General features: G+C 63.5%; 21 protein-coding genes and 1 pseudogene. 16 read left to right on the forward strand and 6 right to left on the reverse strand.

Features of this window, described 5'->3' with window-relative positions; all coding sequences use genetic code 11:
- The first annotated feature begins 2 nt into the window (after positions 1-2).
- From APH25_RS03715 to APH25_RS03775, 13 genes are all read left to right on the forward strand, one after another.
- Entirely contained in the window at positions 3-257 is a 255-nt protein-coding gene (locus tag APH25_RS03715) for an EexN family lipoprotein (RefSeq protein ID WP_024718240.1), read from the forward strand.
- 236 nt (positions 258-493) lie between these two features.
- Positions 494-2,491, forward strand: a complete 1,998-nt coding sequence (locus tag APH25_RS03720) for a conjugal transfer protein TraG (RefSeq protein ID WP_008294936.1) — start codon at positions 494-496, stop codon at positions 2,489-2,491.
- Positions 2,488-2,976 (forward strand): ribbon-helix-helix protein, CopG family, encoded by a 489-nt coding sequence (locus APH25_RS03725; protein WP_008294937.1) that lies wholly within the window; start codon positions 2,488-2,490, stop codon positions 2,974-2,976. Before APH25_RS03720 ends, APH25_RS03725 begins: the two co-directional genes overlap by 4 nt.
- Entirely contained in the window at positions 2,973-4,043 is a 1,071-nt protein-coding gene (trbB, locus tag APH25_RS03730; protein WP_022960601.1) for a P-type conjugative transfer ATPase TrbB, read from the forward strand. Before APH25_RS03725 ends, trbB begins: the two co-directional genes overlap by 4 nt.
- Positions 4,040-4,426 carry a TrbC/VirB2 family protein gene (locus tag APH25_RS03735; protein WP_031312683.1) on the forward strand — a complete coding sequence of 129 codons (387 nt, stop codon included), beginning with the start codon at positions 4,040-4,042 and terminating at the stop codon, positions 4,424-4,426. Before trbB ends, APH25_RS03735 begins: the two co-directional genes overlap by 4 nt.
- Positions 4,423-4,692, forward strand: coding sequence for a VirB3 family type IV secretion system protein (locus APH25_RS03740; protein ID WP_034066724.1), 270 nt, complete (start codon positions 4,423-4,425; stop codon positions 4,690-4,692). The genes APH25_RS03735 and APH25_RS03740 overlap by 4 nt, the downstream gene beginning before the upstream one ends.
- Positions 4,693-4,704: 12 nt before the next feature.
- Positions 4,705-7,149: a conjugal transfer protein TrbE gene (gene trbE / locus APH25_RS03745; RefSeq protein ID WP_023049253.1), complete on the forward strand. Its 2,445-nt coding sequence runs from the start codon at positions 4,705-4,707 to the stop codon at positions 7,147-7,149.
- Positions 7,150-7,151: 2 nt separating this feature from the next.
- Positions 7,152-7,895: a P-type conjugative transfer protein TrbJ gene (gene trbJ, locus APH25_RS03750; protein ID WP_023049254.1), complete on the forward strand. Its 744-nt coding sequence runs from the start codon at positions 7,152-7,154 to the stop codon at positions 7,893-7,895.
- 11 nt (positions 7,896-7,906) lie between these two features.
- Positions 7,907-9,283 (forward strand): P-type conjugative transfer protein TrbL, encoded by a 1,377-nt coding sequence (gene trbL / locus APH25_RS03755; RefSeq protein WP_003462906.1) that lies wholly within the window; start codon positions 7,907-7,909, stop codon positions 9,281-9,283.
- Between the two features lie 29 nt (positions 9,284-9,312).
- The gene (gene trbF / locus APH25_RS03760) at positions 9,313-10,017 is read left to right on the forward strand and encodes a conjugal transfer protein TrbF (RefSeq protein ID WP_003462903.1); all 705 of its coding nucleotides are present in this window, start codon (positions 9,313-9,315) and stop codon (positions 10,015-10,017) included.
- Positions 10,014-11,018, forward strand: coding sequence for a P-type conjugative transfer protein TrbG (gene trbG / locus APH25_RS03765; protein WP_003462900.1), 1,005 nt, complete (start codon positions 10,014-10,016; stop codon positions 11,016-11,018). The genes trbF and trbG overlap by 4 nt, the downstream gene beginning before the upstream one ends.
- Before the next feature lie 2 nt (positions 11,019-11,020).
- On the forward strand, positions 11,021-12,298 hold the full coding sequence (locus tag APH25_RS03770) for a TrbI/VirB10 family protein (protein ID WP_003462898.1): 1,278 nt from the start codon (positions 11,021-11,023) through the stop codon (positions 12,296-12,298).
- A complete protein-coding gene (locus tag APH25_RS03775) occupies positions 12,295-12,513 on the forward strand; it encodes a DUF2274 domain-containing protein (protein WP_003462895.1) in 219 nt (72 codons plus the stop codon). The genes APH25_RS03770 and APH25_RS03775 overlap by 4 nt, the downstream gene beginning before the upstream one ends.
- 35 nt (positions 12,514-12,548) lie before the next feature.
- Here the strand turns inward: APH25_RS03775 and APH25_RS03780 are convergent, their stop codons facing one another.
- Entirely contained in the window at positions 12,549-14,039 is a 1,491-nt protein-coding gene (locus APH25_RS03780; protein WP_003462893.1) for a multiprotein-bridging factor 1 family protein, read from the reverse strand.
- A gap of 303 nt (positions 14,040-14,342) precedes the next feature.
- On the opposite strand from APH25_RS03780, the gene APH25_RS03785 reads away from it, so the two are divergent.
- The gene (locus tag APH25_RS03785) at positions 14,343-15,563 is read left to right on the forward strand and encodes an ATP-binding protein (protein ID WP_060481099.1); all 1,221 of its coding nucleotides are present in this window, start codon (positions 14,343-14,345) and stop codon (positions 15,561-15,563) included.
- On the opposite strand, the gene APH25_RS03790 is transcribed toward APH25_RS03785, so the two are convergent.
- The 4 genes from APH25_RS03790 to APH25_RS03805 all read right to left on the reverse strand — a co-directional run bounded on the left by APH25_RS03790 (position 15,547) and on the right by APH25_RS03805 (position 19,621).
- The gene (locus tag APH25_RS03790) at positions 15,547-16,293 is read right to left on the reverse strand and encodes an SDR family oxidoreductase (protein WP_060481100.1); all 747 of its coding nucleotides are present in this window, start codon (positions 16,291-16,293) and stop codon (positions 15,547-15,549) included. The genes APH25_RS03785 and APH25_RS03790 overlap by 17 nt on opposite strands.
- A gap of 98 nt (positions 16,294-16,391) precedes the next feature.
- Positions 16,392-17,927, reverse strand: a complete 1,536-nt coding sequence (locus tag APH25_RS03795; protein WP_028633849.1) for a DHA2 family efflux MFS transporter permease subunit — start codon at positions 17,925-17,927, stop codon at positions 16,392-16,394.
- Positions 17,924-19,117 (reverse strand): efflux RND transporter periplasmic adaptor subunit, encoded by a 1,194-nt coding sequence (locus APH25_RS03800; protein WP_028633848.1) that lies wholly within the window; start codon positions 19,115-19,117, stop codon positions 17,924-17,926. The genes APH25_RS03795 and APH25_RS03800 overlap by 4 nt, the downstream gene beginning before the upstream one ends.
- A gap of 30 nt (positions 19,118-19,147) precedes the next feature.
- A complete protein-coding gene (locus APH25_RS03805; protein WP_028633847.1) occupies positions 19,148-19,621 on the reverse strand; it encodes a MarR family winged helix-turn-helix transcriptional regulator in 474 nt (157 codons plus the stop codon).
- Between the two features lie 277 nt (positions 19,622-19,898).
- On the opposite strand from APH25_RS03805, the gene APH25_RS03810 reads away from it, so the two are divergent.
- Positions 19,899-20,903, forward strand: coding sequence for a FecR family protein (locus tag APH25_RS03810; protein WP_060481101.1), 1,005 nt, complete (start codon positions 19,899-19,901; stop codon positions 20,901-20,903).
- 9 nt (positions 20,904-20,912) lie between these two features.
- On the opposite strand, the gene APH25_RS03815 is transcribed toward APH25_RS03810, so the two are convergent.
- Entirely contained in the window at positions 20,913-22,232 is a 1,320-nt protein-coding gene (locus APH25_RS03815) for a Na+/H+ antiporter family protein (protein WP_060481102.1), read from the reverse strand.
- Positions 22,233-22,767: 535 nt separating this feature from the next.
- Here APH25_RS03815 and APH25_RS26180 point away from each other — a divergent pair.
- Positions 22,768-23,733: pseudogene (locus APH25_RS26180) on the forward strand (HAMP domain-containing protein); the annotation flags it as partial.
- Positions 23,734-23,802: the final 69 nt, after the last annotated feature.

Raw genomic sequence — 23,802 nt, forward strand, 5'->3', positions numbered from 1 at the left:
CCATGAAGCAGATCGCCCCATTCCTGTTGGTCGCCGCGCTGTCCGCTTGCGGCCAGTCCGAAACACCGAAACAGGCAACCAATGTACCGACCGTGGAAGAGCTGGTCGCAGATCCTGCGCGCCTGAGGGAGCTGCGCCGCCAGTGCAAGACCGAACGCCCGACGATGGGAGACGTGCTGTGCAACCGGGTGGCCGAGGCGACGAACAAGCGCTTCTTTGGCTATGGAAACACGCCCTACACGCCGCCGAAGTTCTGATTGTTGGCTTTCTGCCGCGAATCTTGATTTTTCTTTCTCGACACGCCGCCGCGCGCTCACGCCTGCGGCGTTTTTACTGGTTTCGCCTCTGCATGACACCATGCTTTTTGCATCACCTTGCTGCCGATAACGGTCTTTGACCGGCACTGAACCGGCACCGATCCTGACGCCTGCGGCACGCCTTTGTGCCGCGTTTTCCACGGGGAATCAGCGCAGGAGAAATCGGAGGCCAGGGTATGCAAGCTCAGGGCGTGTTGTTCGGGCAGATCGCCGCCGTCTTCGGCATCGTGATCGCCGGTGTGTGGGGTGCCACGCAATGGACCGCCGCCGCCTTGGGCTACCAGCTACGCCTGGGCGCGCCCTGGTTCGACTTCCACGGCACGCCGGTCTATTACCCGTGGAAGCTGTTCGAGTGGTGGTTCTTCTTCGACGCCTACGCGCCGCAGGTGTTCGACACCGGCGGCATGATCGCGGCGAGCAGCGGCCTGCTGGCCGTGGTGGTCGCCATCGCCATGTCGGTGTGGCGCTCGCGCCAGGCGCGCAAAGTGACGACCTATGGCTCGGCCCGCTGGGCCGATGTCGCCGACATTCGCAAGGCCGGGCTGACGCAGCCCGCCGGCGTCTTTCTCGGCCAGCATGACGGCCACTACCTGCGGCACGAAGGGCCGGAACACGTCCTGACCTTTGCGCCCACGCGCTCGGGCAAGGGTGTGGGCCTGGTGGTGCCGACGCTGCTGTCCTGGCCGGCATCCGCCGTCATCCACGACATCAAGGGCGAGAACTGGCAGATCACCGCTGGCTGGCGCAGTCGATTTAGCCACTGCCTGCTGTTCAACCCGACCGATGCCAGTTCGGCGGCCTACAACCCGTTGCTGGAAGTGAGGCGCGGCGCGCACGAGGTGCGCGACGTGCAGAACATCGCCGATATCCTGGTCGATCCCGAAGGGGCGCTGGAGAAGCGCAACCACTGGGAGAAGACCAGTCATGCGCTGCTGGTCGGCGCGATCCTGCATGTGCTCTACGCGGGAGAGGACAAGACGCTGCGCGGCGTGGCGAACTTCCTCAGTGACCCGGCTTGCCCGTTCGAGCTGACGCTGCATCGGATGATGACCACGCGGCATCTTGGAGATGTACCGCATCCCGTTGTCGCGTCCGCCGCCCGCGAAGTGCTCAACAAGTCGGACAACGAGCGTTCCGGCGTGTTGAGCACCGCCATGTCGTTCCTCGGCCTGTACCGTGATCCGACCGTGGCCGCAGTCACGTCGCGCTGCGACTGGCGCATCGCCGATCTGATCGCGTCTGCATCCCCTGTGTCGTTGTATCTGGTGGTGCCGCCTTCGGACATCAGCCGCACCAAGCCGCTGATCCGGTTGATCCTCAACCAGATCGGGCGACGGCTCACCGAGTCGCTCGATGGCAGCGACGGCATTGAGCGCCGCCACAAGCTGTTGCTGATGCTCGACGAGTTCTCGGCTCTGGGGCGCCTGGACTTCTTCGAGACGGCGCTGGCCTTCATGGCCGGCTACGGCATCCGCAGTTTCCTGATCGCGCAGTCGCTCAACCAGATCGACAAGGCGTATGGGCAGAACCATTCGATTCTGGACAACTGCCATGTGCGCGTGACCTTCGCCACGAATGACGAACGCACGGCGAAACGGATCTCCGAAACGCTGGGCACGGCTACCGAACTGCGTGCGCAGCGGAACTACGCAGGCCATCGACTTGCGCCGTGGCTCGGCCACCTGATGGTGTCCCGCCAAGAGACGGCGCGGCCGCTACTGACGCCCGGCGAAGTCATGCAGCTTGCGCCAGACGAATCAGTGGTGATGGTGTCCAGCGTCGCGCCGATCAAGGCCAAGAAGTTGCGCTACTACGCTGATGCCAATTTCAAGCAGCGGGTACTGCCGCCGCCTGCGCTAACGGCAGGCCGCTATGCCGATGTGCCGCCTGCACGTCCCGATGACTGGAGCGGTTTGGCGATCCCGGCCGTGCCTGCGGCACAGGCCACGGCATCTGCCGATGACCTGGGTGGCTCCGACGACGGCGGCCCCCGCCGTCAGCCCGAGCTGTCCGAAACCGTCGCCTACGACCCCGAACCCGATTACACGCCCAGCGACTTGGCGCTGCTCGATGACGACGACATGCCCCCGCTGCTTCCCGGCCAGTTCGACCCCGCCCTGCAACGCACGGCGCGGCTGGCATCTCTCGACCCCAACGACGGAATCGACATATGAGCCAATACCGATTGAACCTGTTCATCCAGCACGAGCACGCCAAGCGTCTGGACGAGCTGGCCGCGAAGAAAGGCGTGTCAAAGTCCAGCATCGTCGCCGCTGCCTTGGCGTCCTGGCTGTCACCCGATGCCGGCGACCAGCGTGAGGCCGCCATCGCCAAACGACTGGATCGCCTGTCGCGGCAGGCCGAGCGCCTGGAGCGTGACCAGAACATCCAGATCGAGACGCTGGCGCTATTCGTCCGCTACTACCTGACCGTCAGCACGCCGGTGCCGGAGGCCCATCAGGATGCGGCTCGCGCGCAGGGCAAGGCGCGCTTCGAGCAGTTCGTCGAACAGTTAGGCCGCCACCTGCTGCGTGGCCGCAGCCTGGTACGGGACGTGGTGGAAGAACTGCATCCCCAGGATCGTGAGTTCGAGATGCGCATGGATGACGCGGCCGCGATGGCCGCCGCCCATGAACGCACTGCGGAGCGTGCGTCATGAGTGCCGTTCCTCAAATCCCGCCCGAACCGCGCTCATCCGCTGCAGCATCCCAGGATCGCCGCATCCAGATGCTGCGCACGGCGATGGGGCCGGTGATCGCCGCTGCGCTGGAAGACCCGGACGTGGTGGAAGTGATGCTCAACCCCGACCGGACATTGTGGGTGGATCGGCTGTCGTCTGGCCGTGCGCCGCTCGGCGTCGAACTGCCCGAAGCCGATGGCGAACGCATCATCCGCCTGGTCGCCGCCCATGTCGGTGCGGAGGTGCATCGCGGCCAACCGCTCTTGACCGCCGAACTGCCTGAAACCGGCGAACGCTTCGAGGGCATCCTGCCGCCCGCCGCACCCGGCCCGGCCTTTGCGCTGCGCAAGCGTGCCGTGAGCATCATCGGTCTGGATCGCTATGTGGCTGATGGCATCCTGACCACTGGGCAGGCCGAGTTTCTGCGTCATGCCGTGCGCGAGCGGCACAACATCCTGATCGCCGGAGGCACCAGCACCGGCAAGACCACGCTGGCCAATGCCTTGCTGGCCGAGATCGCCGCCACCGGCGACCGCGTGCTGGTGCTCGAAGACACCATCGAACTGCAATGCGCGGCCCGCGACCATGTGCCGCTGCGCACCCGCGCCGGCGTCGTGTCCATGACCGAGCTGGTGCGGGCCACGATGCGCCTGCGGCCCGACCGCGTGATCGTCGGCGAAGTGCGCGGCGGCGAAGCGCTGGATCTGGTGAAGGTCTGGGGCACCGGCCACCCCGGCGGCATCGCCACCATTCATGCCGGCTCCGCGTTGGGCGCGCTGCTGCGCCTGGAGCAACTGATCCTCGAAGTGGCGGTGAATCCGCCCCGCGCCCTGATCGCCGAGGCGGTCAATGTCGTGATCCACATCGCAGGCCGCGGCCGCAAGCGCCACGTCGAAACCATTTCCCGCGTCGTCGGTTTCGACGGCGCGGGCTACCGCCTGGCGGATGCGCTGGAAGCGACGCTTCCCGAGCTGCCGCCGGTTCCTCTTACAGCCGCTGCCGCTACGCCTTCCTCGATCCCTGAACAACCTGGAGAACTGCCATGACGCACGTTGATGCTTTCCGTCTTTCTGTAAACCCGCTTTCCCCGCTGCCCATGCTGGCGCGTTTGCATCGCCTGGCCCGACCCGCAGGACAAGGGTTGCTGCTCGCGGTGTTGATGCTGTTGCTGGCGGGCACGGCGCAGGCCGCCGGTTCCTCAATGCCGTGGGAAGGCCCGCTGCAATCCATTCTCGAATCCATCCAGGGGCCGGTAGCCCGCATCGTCGCAGTGATCATCATCATCGCCACCGGCCTGGCGTTGGCCTTCGGCGATACCAGCGGCGGCTTTCGCAAGCTGATCCAGATCGTCTTCGGCCTGTCCATCGCCTTCGCGGCTTCGAACTTCTTCCTGTCGTTCTTCAGCTTCTCCGGCGGGGCCGTCGTATGAGCACGGCCAACGATCTTCCGGGCTTCGAGGTGCCGCTGCATCGCTCGCTGACGGAACCGATCCTCATGGGCGGCGCGCCGCGCACCGTGGCGATCGCCAACGGCACGCTGGCCGCCGCCGTCGGGCTGGGCCTGCAACTGTGGATTCCCGGCGTGGTGCTGTGGATCACCGGCCATTCGCTGGCGGTCTGGGGTGCGCGCGTCGATCCGCAGTTCATGCAGGTCTTCGCCCGGCACATCAAGCACAAGCCGCTGCTGGACGCATAGGGAGAAGCCGACATGTTGAACCTTGCCGAATACCGCCAGCGGCCCGCGCTGCTGGCCGACTGGTTGCCCTGGGCCGGGCTGATCGCGCCGGGCGTGGTGCTGAACAAGGATGGCTCGTTCCAGCGCACGGCACGCTTTCGTGGGCCGGATCTGGACAGCGCCACGCAAGGCGAGCTGATTGCCACGTCGGCGCGGCTGAACAACGCACTGCGCCGCCTGGGATCGGGCTGGGCCTTGTTCATCGAAGCCGAGCGCTGCGCAGCGGCGGGCTATCCACGTTCCGATTTCCCCGAGCCGTTGTCCTGGCTGGTGGAGGAAGAACGCCGTGCAGCCTTCGAGGAATCCGGCCACCACTACGAGAGCGCCTATCACCTGACGCTGGCCTACCTGCCACCAGAAGAATCCCGCGCCCGCGCAGCCAAGATGCTCTACGAGAACGCGCCGGGCGACGGCGTGGACTGGCAGGGTCGGCTGGAAGCCTTCGTAGCTGAAACGGATCGCGTGTTCGACCTGCTCGACGGCGTGATGCCGGAGATTGCCTGGCTGGATGACGCGCAGACACTGACCTACCTGCACGCCACGGTGTCCACGCGGCGCTACCGCGTCGGCGTGCCCGATGTGCCATTCCACATCGACGCGTTGCTAACTGACTCGCCGTTGGTCGGTGGTCTGGCACCCATGCTGGGCGACCAGCACCTGCGCGTGGTGTCGGTGCGGGGCTTTCCGACTTCGACTTGGCCGGGGATTCTGGACGACCTAAACCGCCTGGGCTTTGGCTACCGCTGGAGCACGCGCTTTCTATGCCTGGACAAAGCCGAGGCAGAAAAGGAACTGGGCCGCCTGCGCCGCCAGTGGTTCGCCAAGCGCAAGAACGTCGTCGCGCTGCTGCGCGAAACCATCTTCCAGCAGGAAAGCCCGCTGGTCGATACCGACGCCAACAACAAGGCGGCCGACGCCGATGCGGCCTTGCAGGAGCTGGGCAGCGATCAGGTGGCTTTCGGCTACCTGACGGCCACCGTCACCGTCATGGATGCCGATTCCGCTGTGGCCGACGAGAAGCTGCGCATGGTGGAGCGCGTCATCCAGGGGCGCGGCTTCGTCACCATCCCCGAGACCTTGAACGCAGTGGATGCCTGGCTGTCGTCGATCCCTGGCAACGCCTATGCCAACGTGCGCCAGCCCATCGTCTCGACGCTGAACCTGGCGCACATGATGCCACTGTCCGCCGTGTGGGCCGGTCCGGAGAGGAACGCGCATCTGGATGGCCCGCCGCTGATCGTCACCCGCACCGATGGCGCGACGCCGTTCCGGCTGGTGACGCACATCGGCGATGTGGGCCACACGCTGGTGGCCGGGCCGACCGGCATGGGCAAGTCGGTGTTGCTCGCGACGCTGGCAATGCAGTTTCGCCGCTATCCCGGCTCGCGCATCTTCGCCTTCGACATGGGCCGCTCGATGCGCGCCACCATCCTCGGGCTGGGCGGTGAGCACTACGACCTGGGCAACGATGGCGCAATTGCTTTCCAGCCGCTGGCCCGCATCAATCAGGAGGGCTACCGCACCTGGGCCGCCGAATGGCTGGAAGGCCGCTTGCTGCACGAAGGCGTCGCCATCGGCCCGGACGAGAAGGCGGCGATCTGGTCGGCACTCGGCAGCCTTGCCGGTGCGCCCGTCGAACAGCGCTCGATGACGGGCCTGTCGGTGCTGTTGCAATCGAACGCACTGCGCCAGGCGCTCGCGCCCTATGTGCTGGGCGGCGCCCACGGCAAGCTGCTGGACGCGGATTCGGATCGCCTTGGCTCGGGTTCCGTGCAGTGCTTCGAGATGGAAGAACTCATGCACAGCAAGGCGGCGGTGCTGGCCGTGCTGGGCTACCTGTTCGCCCGCTTCGATGAACGCTTCGACGGCGCGCCCACGCTGCTGATCCTCGATGAAGCCTGGTTGTTTCTTGATGACCCGGTGTTCGCCGCCCGCATCCGCCAATGGCTCAAGACACTGCGCAAGAAGAATGTCGGCGTCATCTTCGCCACGCAGTCGCTGGCCGACATCAAGGATTCGAGCATTGCCCCGGCGGTGATCGAAAGCTGCGCCAGTCGGATTTTTTTGCCCAACCCGCAGGCGGCCGAGCCGCAGATCCGCACGATCTACGAGGGCTTCGGGCTGAACGCGCGCCAGATCGAGATCGTGGCGACCGCGCAGCCCAAGCGCGACTACTACTACCAATCTCGCCTGGGCAATCGCCTGTTCGACCTCGACCTGGGGCCAGCCACGCTGGCCTTTGCCGGGGCTTCCACCCCGCAAGACCAACGCGACATGGATCGCGTGCTGCTGGACGCAGGCACACCGGGCTTCGCCGGTGCCTGGTTGCGCCATCGTGGCCTCGATTGGGCCGCTGATCTGCTGCCGTCCTCGCCGGCGGCAGCGTCCTTCCTCGCTTCTCAACCCCTGGAGGTTTGACCATGAAGACCCAACCCCGTTTGCTGTCCGTCTCACTCGCCGCCGTGCTGTCGGCATCGCTGCTAGCCGTTCAGCCTGCGTCCGCGCTGACGGTGTTCGATCCGTCGAACTTCGTGCAAAACACGCTGACCGCCGTGCGCACGCTGGAGCAGATCAACAACCAGATCAACCAGCTTCAGAACGAAGCACAGATGCTGATGAACCAGGCCCGCAATCTGGAGAAGCTGGACTTCAACATCGTCAATCGCCTGCGCTCGACGCTCGCCACGACCGAACGCCTGATCGCCGAGGCTCGCGGCCTGGCCTACGACGTGCAGAGCATGGATGCCACCTTCGCCCGGCTGTACCCGGAGCAGTACGCCGCGACCGTCAGCGGCGACCAGATGCTGCGCGATGCGCAGGAGCGCTGGAAGAACACCTTGAATGGCCTGCATACCGCAATGCGGATGCAGGCGCAGGTGTCGCAGAACCTGGCGCAAGACGAAAGCGCACTCTCAGATCTGGTCAGCCAGAGTCAGTCCGCCACCGGCGCGCTGCAAGCCATGCAGGCGACCAACCAGCTTCTGGCCTTACAGGCCAAGCAGTCGATCCAGGCGCAGCAGCTCCAGATCACGCAGGAACGCGCCGCCGCGCTGGAACTGGCACGCCAAGCAGCGGCTGTCGAGCGCGGCCGTGAAGTAACGCGCCGATTCCTGGGCGATGGCACGCCATACACGCCGCAGCGCGTGGATTTCTACGGCAACTGACAGGGGCTGCCATGAACGACGTGACGGTCATCGACCGCTTCCTCGACACCTTCTCGCGCTACATCGACTCGGGTTTTGGGCTGCTGCAGGGCGAAGTCGCGTTCCTCACCGCCACGCTGATCGTCATCGACATGACCATCGCCGGGCTGTACTGGGCGATGAGCCATGCCACCGGCCAGGGCGATGAAGTGATCGCCAAGCTGCTGCGCAAGGTGCTGTACGTCGGTGCCTTCGCCTACATCATCAATAACTTCAACTGGCTGGCCAGCATCGTCTTCCGCTCGTTCGCGGGCCTGGGCCTGACGGCCAGCGGCTCGACGATGAGCATGGGCGAATTCCTGCAACCGGGACGCCTGGCCAAGACCGGCATCGACGCGGCAGCGCCGATCCTTGAGCAGATCAGTGACATGGCGGGCTTCCCCGAGGTGTTCGTGAACATGACGCCCATCGTGGTCATGTTCCTGGCCTGGGCGGTGGTGATCCTGTGTTTCTTCGTGCTGGCGATCCAGCTTTTCATCACCTTGATCGAGTTCAAGCTGACCACGCTCGCGGGCTTCGTACTGGTGCCGTTCGCGCTGTGGAACAAGACCAGCTTTCTCGCCGAAAAGGTGCTGGGCAACGTAGTGTCCTCGGGCATCAAGGTGCTGGTGCTGGCCGTTATCGTCGGCATTGGCTCGGGCCTGTTTGCCGAGTTCCAGGTACATCCGGCCGAGCCGTCCATCGACCATGCGGTGGTCATCATGCTGGCCTCGCTCACGCTGCTGGCGCTGGGAATCTTCGGGCCGGGTATCGCCACCGGGCTGGTCTCCGGCGCACCGCAGCTTGGCGCAGGCGCGATGGCCGGTGCTGCGATTGGTGCCGCAGGCGCGGCGGTTGCCGTAGGTGCTGCGGCCACCGGCGTGGGCGGTGCGGTGATGGCCGGGGCGCGCATGGCACCGGCTGCCGCCAAGCTCGCCGGGGCTGGCGCGCGGGCCGCAACCTCGGCGGCTGGCAGCGCGAAGTCGGCCTTTCAGGCCGGTTCCGCCGCTGCGGGCGGCGGAGCCAAAGGCGCGATGGCAGGGCTGGGCAATGTCGCCAAGGGCGGCGCACAGACCGCTGGTCAGCGCGCTGGTGCAGGCATCAAAGCGGCGGCAGCCAAGGCGGCCGCGCCATTCAAAGCAGGCTGGCAAGGCTCTGGCGCCGATGGCGGCGCAGGCGGTAGCACTGCCGGTTCCGGGCAAACCGCCGCTGGCGATGCCAACGCGCAGAAGCAGGAACAACCCGGCTGGGCCAAGCGCCTGCAACGTCGCCAACAACTCACCCAGGCCACCACCACGGCCGCGCACACGCTGCGCGGTGGCGACGGCGGCGGTTCGGGCCAAGGCCCGAGCCTGCGCCCCGATGAATGACCCGATAGCTGACTTTCAAGGAGAACTCCATGCGATTCAAACGACCGCAGGTGCGCTATGCCGATACGCCGCAGCCTGCCACTCCGTATCAAGCCGCTGCCCAGGTGTGGGACGAGCGCATCGGCTCGGCCCGCGTGCAGGCCAAGAACTGGCGGCTGATGGCCTTTGGCTGCCTGGTGCTCGCGCTGCTGATGGCCGGTGGCCTGGTGTGGCGCTCAGCACAATCCATCGTCACGCCCTATGTCATCGAGGTCGATCAGTCCGGCCAAGTGCGCACCGTGGGCGAAGCGGCCACGCCGTACCGACCCACCGATGCGCAGACGGCGCACCACATCGCGCGCTTCGTGACGCTGGTGCGCTCGCTGTCCATCGACCCCATCGTCGTGCGCCAGAACTGGCTCGATGCCTACGACTACACCACCGATCGGGGCGCGGCGGTGCTCAACGACTATGCGCGGGTGAATGACCCGTTTGCCCGTATCGGCAAGGAGTCGGTGACGGTGCAGATCACCAGTGTGGTTCGCGCCAGTGAGGCGTCGTTCAACGTGCGCTGGACGGAACGCCGCTACGTCAATGGCGCGGCTGCCGGGCTGGAGCGATGGACGGCGGTGGTGTCCATCGTGCAGCAGACCCCGCGCACCGAAGAACGCCTGCGCCGCAACCCGCTGGGCATCTACGTCAATGGCCTGTCGTGGAGCCGTGAACTGGATTCTTCTGAAGGAGCCAAACCATGAATGCACATTTCCGTAAAGCCGCATTGCCGGTGATCTTGCTGGCATCGACTGTCCTGTTTGCGGGCTGCGCCACGCAGGGCAAGCCGCCGCCGGTGATCTCGCTCGATGAACCGGTGCAAGCGCAGCCATTGCCCGAGCCGCCCAAACCCATCGAAGTGGTGGCCGTGCCCGAACCGTTGGCATTGCCCGCGCAGTTGAAGCCGCTGCCGGACGTGGATGCGGCCCCGGCGGCACTGGAGCCTGCTGACGAGAAGGTGCGCGTCTCCCGCGCCAATGCCGAGGCACGGATCGCGCCGACCCGCGAGGGCTACGTCAATGCGATTCAGGTCTGGCCCTTCACCGATGGCGCGCTGTACCAGGTCTATGCGTCGGTGGGTCGCGTGACGGTGATCGCGCTCCAACCCGGCGAGGAACTGGTGACGGTCGCTGCGGGCGACACGGTGCGCTGGATCGTGGGTGACACCTCCAGCGGCAGCGGGGCCGATTTGCGCGTCAATGTGCTGGTCAAGCCTATTCGTTCCGGCTTGAAGACCAATCTGGTCATCACGACCAGCCGCAGGACGTACCTGCTGGAACTGACCTCGACCGACAAGGCATGGATGGCGTCGGTGTCCTGGGACTATCCCAAGGATCGGATGCTGGCCTTGCAGCGCCAGGCGCAAGCCGCCAACGCGGCCGCGCCGGTCGATGCGGGCCTGTCGTTGGAGAACATCCGATTTCGCTATGCAATCAGCGGCAGCAATCCACCGTGGAAGCCGCTGCGCGCCTTCGATGATGGAGAGAAGGTCTATATCCAGTTCCCGGCAGGCATCGCCCAGGGCGAACTGCCCCCACTGTTCGTCATCGGTGCGCAGGGGGATGGGCAACTGGTGAACTATCGCTTCCGCTCGCCGTACTACATCGTGGATCGCCTGTTCGGTGCGGCCGAACTTCGCCTGGGCGCCGACAAGGGCGACGTGGTGCGCATCGAGCGCACGGATGGCATTGCCGGGAGGAACTGAGTATGAGCCAGGATGACATTCCCGACCTTGCCACGCCTCAGGCGGACAAGGTGGCTCCCGAGGCGGTGGCGCTGCGCGCCCAACCGCGCCCGGTCACGCGCCTGAACCGGCGCACGCTGGCGATCCTCGCCGGCTGCTTGTCGGTTGGCGTGATGGGCGCACTGATCTGGTCGCTGCAGCCGCAGCAACGCGGCGCGGGTGAATCCACCGAGCTGTACAACGTGGATCGCGTGTCCAAGTCGGAGGGACTGGATGCGCTGCCAACGGACTATTCCAAGCTGCCACCGCTGCCGCCCGACGTGCCGGAACTGGGGCCTCCTTTGCCTGGCGACCTGGGGCCAGCCATCGTGAACTCGCAGCAGCCGGTCGCCGCCACCTATGCCGCGCCCGGCTACGACCCCAACGATGCGCTGCGCAAGGAAGAAGAAGCGGCGGCAGCTTCATCGGTGTTCTTTCGCACTGGCTCCCCGCAGGCTGCGCCCGTGGCGCAGTCGCAGGTCGCCGCCGCACCGGGCTTCGCTGCCAATGCCGCTTTCGATCCCCTGGCCGCTGGCCCGGCCTCGACGGCGGCCCAGCCTGCTGATCCGACTGCCGTGCAGAACCGGCAAGACCAGAAAGAGGCGTTCCTGACAGGCGGTTCTACGGAAACCCGTAACTCCGGCAACCTGCAAATACCCACCTCGCCGTATCAAGTGATGGTTGGAACGGTCATTGCTGGGGCACTGGTCACGGGCATCAAGTCCGACCTGCCGGGCGATGTGATCGCCACGGTGACGGAACCGATCTACGACACGGCCACTGGCAAGTTCCTGCTGATCCCGCAGGGTTCGCGCATCTTGGGCAAGTACAACAGCCAGGTCAGCTATGGCCAGAGCCGCGTGCAGGTGGTGTGGAACCGCATCATCCTGCCGGATACGTCTTCGCTCACGCTCGACAACCTGATCGGCACCGACCCGGCAGGTTATGCGGGTCTGGAAGACGATGTGGACTGGCATTGGGATCGGATCTTTGCCGGTGCCGTGCTGACCACGCTGCTGGGCGTCGGTGCCGAACTGGCCGCACCCGAGAACCGCCAGGACGGTGATCGCGTCATCATCGCCGGGCGCGACAGCCTGCAGGACACCGTGAACCAGGTCGGCCAGGAAGTGACCCGGCGCAACCTCAACATCCAGCCCACGCTGACCAGCCGCCCCGGCTTGCCGGTGCGCATCATCGTGAACCGTGATCTGGTGCTGCGGCCCTATCAGCCGCTGTTCTTCATCAAGGGGACTTCACGATGAGCACAACCAGGAAACTACGGCTGGGGCCGCTGCCCAAGATCGAGAGCGTGAAGCTGACCTTCGCCTGCCCGGCCAGCTTGAAAGCCGATCTCGACCGCTACGCCGCACTGCATGCGCAGGCGTATGGCGAGGCGGTTGATGCCACGACGCTGATCCCGCACATGCTGGAGGCGTTCATGGCGGGGGATCGAAACTTCAAGCGGCTCTCAAAGTGAGGGAATGACACGAGAGCAGCTTAGGCAATCAGCGATCAGGATGGTTGCCCATCAATAGGCGCGTTGCTCGGTTGCAGTCTAATACTTTGGAGCACCTGGATTTCCTGGTTTCCGCTGTAGTCCTGTTGACTCCACGAGGGCACCGATGCGTAGTGCCGAAAAGTTTGCTTGAATTCCTCTTCCTCGAAGAATCCCAAAAGGTTTCCATCATCTCTCTCGGAGAAAGGCAGGGCATAGACGTACATGTAGCACCCCAGTCGGAATTCACACAAGACATGGGGCATCTTCGAATGAGGCTCCTTGCGGATGTACAAAGTGATCTGGGCCGATGGGTCGGGAGGGAGCATTACCACTGCAGCGGCTATCTTCGGCAAAGGAGCTTCGGAAGATTCGCCATAGCGTACCCAACGGATCGTTTTCGCCAGTGCAGGAAGTTCTTGTTCTGGAATAACAGATAGGGCGATCTTGCTCAGAGCGCGGTAGAAACTCTGTGGGACTATGGGTTTTCCCGTTCCTAGTTGCGCAGTCAGTACGCCGGAAGCATCCTCAGAGATTTTCTCGGATACAACGACCATCATCTTGTCGTTGTTGCCATCACGGAACAGCCTGCCCCCTGGGAATTTAACAGTAGGCAATGACCCGCGAGCTTCAATGCCGAGAAACACCCGCTGGATATTGAGAAGCTCGACAAGGGTGGGCTCGATCTTGTCTCCGAAATACTGATTGCAATCGTCACATTCGTCAGCGAGCTTGAGGTACTTGTTGCCCAGTGCGGCTGGAATGGCATGGGCCTCCTTATTGAATTGTGCTCCAGTCTTCCTTGAGTTGCCACAAAATCGACAAGTTCTGTCTGCCTTCTTGGCATTGCCGATGTTGAAATGTTTGTCGGTTCGAGGCATGCACAAGTCATATTTCTCAAGCAAGCGCCCGAAGACCTGCAAGTGTTCATCTAGAGGTTGCTCTTGCGGATGATTGAGCTGGTGCAGTACCTGCTCATAGCGAAATTGCTCAGCCGTTGAGGACGGCGGCGTTGGCAGGAGCAGGAAGAACTCCCCGTCAGGCATGTCGTCGAGCATCTTGCGCAAGCGGAACAGATGTGGCGTTTTAGCCGCATGCCGATCGACGTAATCGTGGACCTTGTTCCTGAGTTCTGGCGTTGCGCACTGGATTGTGTCGATCGAAACCTTTGGAGGCTCGACTTTGCCAAAGATTGACGCAAAGTCGATCACTGGCCCGGCCGCTTCGGGGGTAAAAGTGACGATCAAGCCACTCGTCCCGCGCTCAGTCATGAACGTCCAATGAAAGCCATGACTAACGCCTGTCTCGGTAAATAGCACACCCGCCGCTTCCAACGCTTGACGGATGGCAAGCGCGTTGTTTGGTATAGGACTGCGCTGCCCGCGTTCGAAGTCAGCGATCGTGGAGATTGCAACCCCTGCCTTGGCGGCGAGATCTTGCTGCGACCAGCCGAGCAAGCTGCGCGCGGCACGAACTTGCTCCGGTCTTGGAATGGTTTCTGATGCCATAAAACACGATGTCAGTTAAAAAATATGACATCAATTATTCTATGAAAGAGTTTGGGAGTCAAGCCATGGGTCAAGCTGGGATGTGAAGAACTGGGCTATGCTGACAACCTGCTGTTCGCAATGTCCATCGGTTTTCGATACCGATGCAACGCGACATGGCTTGCCACTGCGACGCTCCTATGTGGCTCCTAGACCACGAAGTCGCACCTCTGCAAAGCAGCCTAAGAACGAGCTAACCTGCTGTCTCATATACAGTTTCAAGTTTTGCGTGAGCCGCATAAAAGACTTGACACCGGCCCTTTTTTGTTTGCCTATGACATCACCGAGCGCGTTGCCGAGCAGGCGCGCCTGCGCCAGGTCGAAGAAACCCTGCGCCATTCACAAAAGCTTGAGGCAGTCGGCCAGTTGACCGGGGGTATTTCCCATGATTTCAACAACTTGCTGGGCAGTATTACCGGCGCGCTGGAAATTGCCGCACAACGTCAGGATGAGGGCCGTTACCCCGACGCCTCGCGGCTCATCGGCCTGGCCAGGCAGGACACCCAGCGCGCTGCGGCCCTTGTACAACGGCTGTTGACCTTTGCACGCCAGCAAACCCTGATGCCGCAACCTGTGGACGTGCACCAACTGGTCGTTGGCATGCACGACCTGATCAAAAGTTCGCTGCACGCCAACATCGATTTCGAGGACAGCACCTGCCCAGGCCAGTGGTTGATCTCCATAGACCCACCGCAGTTGGAAAACGCATTGCTCAACCTGTGCATCAACGCCCGCGATGCCATGCCGCTGGGTGGCCGGTTGTCCATCCGCAGCACCAATACGGCGGTCGATGCACTGCAAGCCCAACGCCTGCACCTACCCGCCGGCGATTATGTGCAGATACGGGTCAGCGACAGTGGTATCGGGATGCCCAATGAAGTGCTCGAACGCGCTATGGAGCCGTTTTTCACCACCAAGCCGCTGGGCCAGGGTTCTGGGCTTGGGCTGTCGATGGTGTATGGCTTCATCCGCCAGTCCGGCGGCCAGATGAACATCAAGAGTGTGGTGGGGTCCGGTACCTGCATCGATATCTACCTGCCCAAGGACAACGAGGCGACCCTGGCAATGGCGGTTGCGCCTGTACCTGCGCAACCCCTTTGCCCTGCGCCTACCCACCTGATCATGTTGGTGGAGGACGAGCACACGTTGCGCCTGGTGATCGAGGAATTGCTCGATCACCAGGGGCACACGGTCTATACCTACTCCAGCGGGCGGGATGCGCTGGCCGCCCTGCAGGGTGGGCTGCAGCCGGCCTTGCTGATTACCGACATCGGCTTGCCCGGCGGCGTAGACGGTAAGCAGCTGGCGATGGCAATGCCCAGTGACGCAGCGGTGCTGTACATCACGGGCTACAGCAGCGAGCAGGTCAGCCTTCCGCCTTCGCAGCGCGGCGCCATATTGTGCAAACCCTTCGCCCTGACGGCGCTTAGCGAACAGGTCAGGCTGCTACTGGCAGACCGGGGGCCGATCAGCGGCCGCCACTGAGGTCCACGAAAGTGCCTGTCGAGTAGGAGGCCTTGTCTGACAGCAGCCAGAGGATTGCCTCTGCAACCTCCTCAGGCTGCCCACCGCGGCCCATGGGCAGACTGTGCTCAAGTTTGCTGACCCGCTCGGGGTCGCCAGACAGCGCGTGAAAGCCGGTGTGTATATAACCCGGCCTAACCCCGTTAACCCTTACACCCTCCCCCGCGAGTTCCTTGGCCAGGCCAATGGTGAAGGTGTCCAGCGCACCCTTGGAGGTGGCGTAATCCACGTATTCGTTTGGGGAGCCCAGGCGTGCTGCCATGGACGACACATTGACGATCGCGCCCCCGTGCCCGCCATGGCGATGCGCCATGCGCAGGACCGCGTGCTTGGCACAGAGCATGGGGCCGACCACGTTGGTTTTCATTATTTTGAGCAGGCGGAATTCCGACATGTCCTCCACGCGGCTCTGCTGGGCAATGGTGCCAGCATTGTTGACCAATGCGGTGACCGGGCCGAGTTCATGGTCGACACGCCTGAACAGCTGGATGATTTCGTCTTCGACGCTGGCATCGGCGCGCACGGCAATGGCCTTGGCGCCCAGGGCAAGGACCTGGCCAAGGATGGTTTCGGCGGCCTGGTCGTCGGCATGGTAGTTGATGCAGATGCGGTAGCCGTGCCGAGCGGCAAGCAGCGCGGTGGCAGCGCCTATGCCGCGGCTGGCACCGGTGATGACGATGACGTTGTCCATGAGATCACCGTAGGGTTGAGGGGGGGGGGGAAAGCTTCAAGCTTCAAGCATATTCGATGTGGGTTGGGGCGGCGGGCTCCTGGGAGGCCTCAGGCCCGTCAATGCCCACCAGCCCCCGGCCCCGCTTTCGCCGTAAACGGCGGCTTGGCGAACCATACCAACAAGATCAGGCCCGCAAACACCCACGTCATCAACGTAAAGTAATCCACCGTCGACATCATGTAAGCCTGGCCATTGAGAATTTGCTCCAACTGGGCATAGCTGTGCAAATCCGCCCCTCCCAACCGCTCGAGCGCATGCCGCGTGGCCGGGTCGAACTGGCTGATGTGCTCACTCAGATAAGCATGGTGCTGGTCCGCCCGACGGATCCATATCCAGGTGGTCAACGACGCCGCGAAGCTCCCCCCCAGCGTGCGCAGGAACGTCGCCAGGCCCGACCCATCGGCGATCTGGTGCGGCGGCAGGTCAGACAACAAAATGCTCAACGTCGGCATGAAGAACAACGCCACCCCAATCCCCATGAACAGCTGCACCAGCGCCACGTGCTGGAAGTCCACCTCGCTGGTGAACCCCGCCCGCATGTAACAGCTGGCACCGATGGCCAGAAACGCCAGCCCCGCCAGTACCCGCAAATCAAAACGGTGCGCATACTTGCCCACGAACGGCGACATGATCACCGGCAACAGGCCAATAGGCGCCACCGCCAGGCCCGCCCAGGTCGCGGTGTAGCCCATCTGCGTCTGCAACCATTGCGGCAAGATCAGGTTGATACCGAAGAACCCCGCATACCCCCCCACCAGCACGATAGTGCCCACCCGGAAGTTGCGGTGCACAAACAGGCGCAGGTTGACCACCGGATGCCGGTCGGTGAGCTCCCAGATGACGAAAATCGCCAGGAACACCACCGAAATCAGGCTGCCGATGATGATGAACGATGACTCGAACCAGTCCAGGTCATTGCCTTTGTCCAGCACCACCTGCAACGCCCCGACACCTACGATCAACGTCAGCAGGCCGATATAGTCCATCGGTTGCCGGCTGGTCACCACCGGCCGGGTGCGCATTTGCTGGCGCACCACTGCCGCCGCGAACAGGCCAATAGGTATATTGATGAAAAAGATCCACGGCCAGCTGTAACTGTCGGTGATCCAGCCACCCAGTATGGGCCCGGCGATGGGCGCCACCACCGTGACCATCGCCAGCAGGGCCAGTGCCATCCCCCGTTTGGCCGGTGGGTACACTGCAATCAGCAACGTCTGGGTCATCGGATACAACGGCCCCGCCACTACCCCCTGCAGCACCCGGAAGCCCACCAGCTCAGGCATCGACTGGGCAATGCCGCACAGAAACGACGCCAGCACGAACAGCAGCGTCGCCCACAGGAACAGCTTCACCTCGCCGAACCGGCGGCTCAGCCAGCCGGTGAGTGGCAGGGCAATCGCATTGCTCACCGCAAACGAGGTGATGACCCAGGTGCCCTGCTCGTAACTGACCCCCAGGTTGCCGGAAATGGTCGGCAAGGCAACGTTGGCGATGGTGGTGTCAAGCACCTGCATGAACGTTGCCAGCGACAGCCCGATCGTGGTCAGCAACAGGCTGGGCGGGGTGAACTGGGCCGCGGCGTTATTGCTCATCGCTGGGCCGTCTTACCAGGTGCGCTGTTGTCACGGATCAGTTGGGCGATCAGCTTGTCTGCCTCTCCCAACTGGCGATCGTAGACTTGCGTGGTGTAGCTGGCCTGCTGCGGCGGTTGCTGGGCCAGGGCGGGGCCGCTCTGGTCATGCAGATCGACCTCGGCGACCGTGGACAGGCCGATGCGCAGCGGGTGATCCCTGAGTTGTTCGGGGTTGATGTGAATGCGCACCGGCACACGCTGAACGATCTTGATCCAGTTGCCCGTGGCGTTTTGTGCGGGCAGCAGCGCAAAGGCGCTGCCGGTGCCAGCGCCCAGGCTGTCCACAGTGCCTGTGTAGGTGACCGCGCCACCATACAGGTCGGCGCTGATTTCCACCGGCTGGCCAATGCGCATCTGGCGCAGCTGGGTTTCCTTGAAGTTGGCATCGATCCATACCTGGTCCAGCGGTATCACCGCCATGGTGGCGGTGCCCGGCTGCAGGCGCTGCCCCAACTGCACGGTGCGCTTGGCCACATAGCCGGTGACCGGCGCCACCAGTGTGGTACGGGCATGGTCCAGGTAGGCCTTGCGAAGGTCGGCGGCGGCGGCCATGACCTCGGGGTGCGAAGCCACCTCGGTGTCGTCCACCAGCGCCGTGCTGGTGCTGAGCTGCTGGCGGGCACTGCTGACCGCGGCCTGGGCCACGCTCAGGTCGTCGCGGGCATGGGACAGCTCTTCAGCGGCGATGGCGCCGCTGTCAGCCAGCACCTTGCGCCGGTTGAAATCCTGTTGGGCCTTGCGCAGTTCGGCCTGGCGGGTGTCCAGTTGGGCCTTGAGCGAATCGACGTTGCTGTACAGGCCGCGCACCTGGCGAACGGTGCGCGCCAGGTTGGCCTGAGCAGACTGCAACGCGACCTCGCTGTCGGACGGGTCGAACTGCAGCAACACCTGGCCGGCGTGCACCAGGTCACCGTCATCGGCCCCGATGCTGGTGACAGTGCCTGTGACCAGTGGTGTGATCTCCACCACGTTGCCGTTGACGTAGGCGTCATCGGTGCTCTCGTACCAGCGGCCAACCAGGCTGTACCACGCCCAGGTCCCCAGGCCAGCCACTATGACTAACAGCAACAGGCCCAATAGCCAGACCTTGCGCTTGCGCGACGACTGGGGCGCTTCGGGAGGGTTCTGGGTGTCTGTGGAGGTTTCCATGACGGTACCTTGAAGAAGAGGTGGCAGGTTTCAACGGTCGCCAAAGCGACGGACCGTCAATGGGTCGCCAGCGTTCAGCAGAATCTTGGCCAGCAGGCTTTCGAGCGTTTTCAGCTCGTTGGGCGCCAGCACGCCGCACAGCTCGTTCATGGCCGCGGCGCCAATTTCCGGCAGGCGGTCGGCCAGGCGCTGGCCGTCCTCGGTCAGGGCGATGCGCACCTGGCGACGATCGTCCGGGCAGCGCGTGCGCATCAGCAGCTCCTTCTGCTCCAGCCGGTCGAGCATGCGGGTCATCGACCCGCTGTCCAGCCCCAGGTAGCGGCACAACTCAGCCGGGGTATCGACCTGATACTGGGTCACGATGATCAGCACCTTGAACTGTGCAGCCGTGACGCCTTCCGACTCGAGGTGCCAGTCGAGGATGCGGTCCTTGAGAATGGCCGATCGGCCCAGCAGCATGCCGATGGCACAGGTCTGGAAATTTTCTGGTGAAAAATGAGCCATGGGTGGTCGCTCGAGCAATTATGTGAAAATATTACTGCCTAGGCAGTTAATGTCAAAGCCTTGATTAGTGAGCTACGCAAATTTCATCTTTGCGGGTGCGCTCGGATAGCTTCTTATACCCCTGCATGCGATGGGCTTTTTCCACGCGAAGGGTTCTCAAACGCGGTAAATATCGTCAGATTCGGCGAAAAAACGAAATAAATGATTTTGATTCGCCATTACTCCGGTTCTCGTCTAGCCCAGCGCAAGGTTAGAATGCGCAAAACCCGGAGCTGCAATGAACCAAGACCTCCCCAATAAACGCCCTGATGACGCCATCACCGATGCCGCGGCGCACTGGTGCATGCGCCTGCATGCCGATGATTGCCAGGCCGCCGAGCGGGAGGCATTCGCACACTGGCTGGCGGCAGACCCACGGCACGCTGTGGAATACCAGGCAATGCTGGAGATCTGGGAAACCGCCGACCTGCTGCCCCGCAGCCAAGAAGTAGCGGCATCACCCAACCGGTCAGGCCGGCCAGCCCGTGTACGCCGCTGGCGAACCCAGGCCTGCGCGGCGGCTATCGCGCTGGCGGTGCTGCCGCTGGCCGGGTGGATGGGCTGGGAACAAGGCTGGCTGCCCAACCATTACCAGCACCTCGAGGCTGGCGATCGCATGCAGACCGTGCAGTTGAGCGACGGCAGCACGGTGCAGCTCAACCTCAACACCGAACTGACCTACCTCAACTTCAAGGACCAGCGTCAAGTCACCCTCAAGCGTGGTGAGGCGTTCTTCAGCGTGCAACACGACACCAGCCACCCGTTCATCGTACGTGCGGGGAACGGCCAGACTCGCGTCACCGGCACTCAATTCAATGTATGGAAGTATCAGGATCACGTGAAGGTGACCTTGGTGGAAGGTTCGGTGCTGGTATCCAGCGACGGCAGCGGCGGCTACCGCCTGGGCCCAGGCATGCAGGCCAATTACCGCCAGGGCGACTTCGAGCCGCAACTGGAGCAGCCTGATGACTTTGCCAACACCCTGGCCTGGCGCAGCGGCAAGCTGGTACTGGACAGCATCAGCCTGGAGCAGGCGCTGCCCATGATCAACCGCTACCTGGACAAACCGTTGCGCCTTGCCGATGCCGGTACGGGGCACATCCGCATCAGCGGCGTCTACAACACCCGCGAAGTCGGGCAACTGGTCAATAACCTGCCCAAAGTGTTGCCGGTTTACCTGACCCGCAGCAAGGATGGCAGCACCGTGCTCAACCGCATTTCGCCACCCCCGCGCAAGGGCTAACGCCCTCCCCTACAACGTCATTGCCGCCAGCCAGCCGAATGCCAGCAGCGGCAAGTTGTAGTGGATGAAGGTCGGCACCACCGTGTCCCAGATATGATGGTGCTGCCCGTCCACATTCAGCCCCGAGGTTGGGCCCAGGGTCGAGTCGGAGGCCGGCGAGCCAGCATCCCCCAAGGCCCCGGCGGTGCCCACGATGCACACCGTGGCCAGTGGGTCGAACCCCAACTGCACACACAGCGGCACGAAGATCGCTGCCAGGATCGGCACGGTGGAAAACGACGAGCCAATGCCCATGGTGACCAACAGGCCAACCAACAGCATCAGCAGGGCACCGATACCCTTGCTGTGATCGATCCACTGCGCCGCCGCTTCCACCAGGCTCTGCACTTCCCCGGTGGCCTTCATCACATCGGCAAAGCCCGACGCCGTAATCATGATGAAACCAATCATGGCCATCATCTTCATGCCTTCGGTGAACAGGTCATCGGTATCCCGCCATTTGACGATGCCCGACAGCGAGAAAATCAGGAAGCCGGCCATGGCCCCGATGATCATCGAGTCCAGCACCAGCTGCACGATGAAGGCGGCGACAATCGCCACCCCGGCGACCAGCAGCGTCATGGGGTTGTACTGCACGCTCACCTGCTCCACCTGCTCGATGCGCGCCAGGTCGTAGTCACGTTTCTTGCGGTAGCTGATGAACACTGCCGTCAACAGGCCTACCAGCATGCCTGCCGCTGGGATGGCCATGGCATGGGTGACATTGAGGCCAGTGATGTCCACGCCGGCGCGGGCCACGTTGGCCAGCAGAATCTGGTTGAGGAAGATGTTGCCAAACCCCACGGGCAGGAAGATGTAAGGGGTAATAAGGCCAAAGGTGATGACGCAGGCAATCAACCGGCGGTCGATGCGCAGGCGGGTAAGCACATACAGCAGCGGCGGCACCAGCAGGGGGATGAAGGCAATATGAATGGGCAGGATGTTCTGCGAACACACGGCAACCACCAGCATCAGGCCGATCATCAGCCACTTTACCTTGCCGCCATTGGCATGCCCCTGCCGGTCGATCATGGCCAGTGCCCGGTCGGCCAGTGCGTGGGCCAGCCCGGATTTGGCAATGGCCACGGCAAAGGCGCCGAGCAAGGCATACGACAACGCCACCGTGGCCCCTCCCCCCAGGCCACCGTTGAAGGCCTTGAGGGTACCGTCGATGCCCAGGCCACCGACCAGCCCGCCCACCAGGGCACCGATGATCAGGGCGATGACCACGTGCACGCGGGACAGGCTGAGTATCAGCATGATGCCGACCGCGGCGATCACTGCATTCATGTTGGCTTACCTCATAACGACGGAAAAAAAGCGCGCACTCTGAAGCAGTGAGCCGCAGATGTCAAAAACGCCATGTTGCGGCGTTTTACCCGCGGCCCTTCGGTTAAATTGAACGTTTGAATAAAGAAAGCGCTATTGACGCCGATAGCCCTGTGGGGCTGCGAAGCGCCCCTTCGAAGCCATAACCCTTACTCCTAGAAAAGGGAAACGCCCCATGCCTTTGCGACAACTTTCCATCCAGTGGAAGATCACCCTGCTTGCCGGCCTGTGCCTGGCAGGCATCGTCACCCTGCTCGTCGGCCTGTCGCTGTACCGCATGGACCACAGCTCCGACCTGGTGAAGGCCAGCAGCATGCAGATGCTGACCGAGTCGGCCCAATCGCGCATCGAATCCCAGGGTGAAGTACAGGCACTGAACATCCGCCGCCAGTTCATGGATGCCTACCAATACGGCGCCGGGTTTGCCCGCCAGGTGCTGTTCCTGCGCGAGCAGGCGGAAAAGCGCTTCCTTGATGCGTTCGACCTGCGTGAGGACATGACCCGCCAGGTACGCGCCGCGCTGCAGGCAAACCCTGAACTGCTCGGGCTGTCACTGGTGTTCGAGCCCAATGCGCTGGACAACAAGGACAGCCTGTTTGCCGGCAAGCCGGAGCTGGGCAGCAACGAAACCGGGCGCTTTGCCCTGTACTGGTCGCAGCCGCGCGCCGGTCAACTGACGTCCATGGCGCTCCCGGAGCACGACATGGCCGACACCGACATCGGCCCCAGCGGCCAGCCCGCCAATACCTGGTGGGTGTGCCCGCGCACCACTGGCAAGGTCTGCGTGGTGGAGCCCTACTTCTACGACATCGACGGCCAGCAGGTGCTGATGACCAGCATCGTGTTCCCGCTTACCGTAGACGGCAAGATCATCGCCACGCTCTCGGCCGACATCAACCTGAACAGCTTGCAGGCGCTGAGCCAGGAAGCCAGTGCCAGCCTCTATGAAGGCCGTACCACGGTGGGCATCCTCAGCCCTGTGGGCTTGCTGGCCGGCTACAGCGCCGACGCCAGCAAACTGGCCCAGCGCTTCGACCAGGTGGATACCGCCAAGGGCGCCGAACTGGTACGCAAGCTGGCCGATGGCAAGATGGTCATTCTCAACGACCGCCAGCGCCTCAAGGTGCTGGCGGCCTTCCGCCCCATCCCCGACGCCAAGCCCTGGGGTGTGCTGCTGGATGTGCCGGAGAACGCCCTGACCGGCCCGGCCGAAGCCCTGCAGCAGGAACTGGATGCGCTGAATACCAGCGGCACCCTGCTGGAACTCGGCCTGGGCCTTGCCGCCGCGATTCTGGGGTTGCTGCTGGTGTGGCTGATGGCTCGCGGGGTGACCCGGCCGATTCTGGGCGTGGCCGCGATGCTCAAGGACATCGCCAGCGGCGAGGGTGACCTGACCCGCCGCCTGACCTACCAGAAGCAGGATGAACTGGGGGAGCTGGCCGGCTGGTTCAACCGGTTCCTGGACAAGTTGCAGCCGACCATCGCCGAGGTGAAGGAGTCGGTGCATGCTGCCCGTTCCACCGCCGACCAG

Origin of the sequence: Pseudomonas sp. NBRC 111119 (genome assembly GCF_001320125.1) — a bacterium.
Classification (GTDB): domain Bacteria; phylum Pseudomonadota; class Gammaproteobacteria; order Pseudomonadales; family Pseudomonadaceae; genus Aquipseudomonas; species Aquipseudomonas parafulva.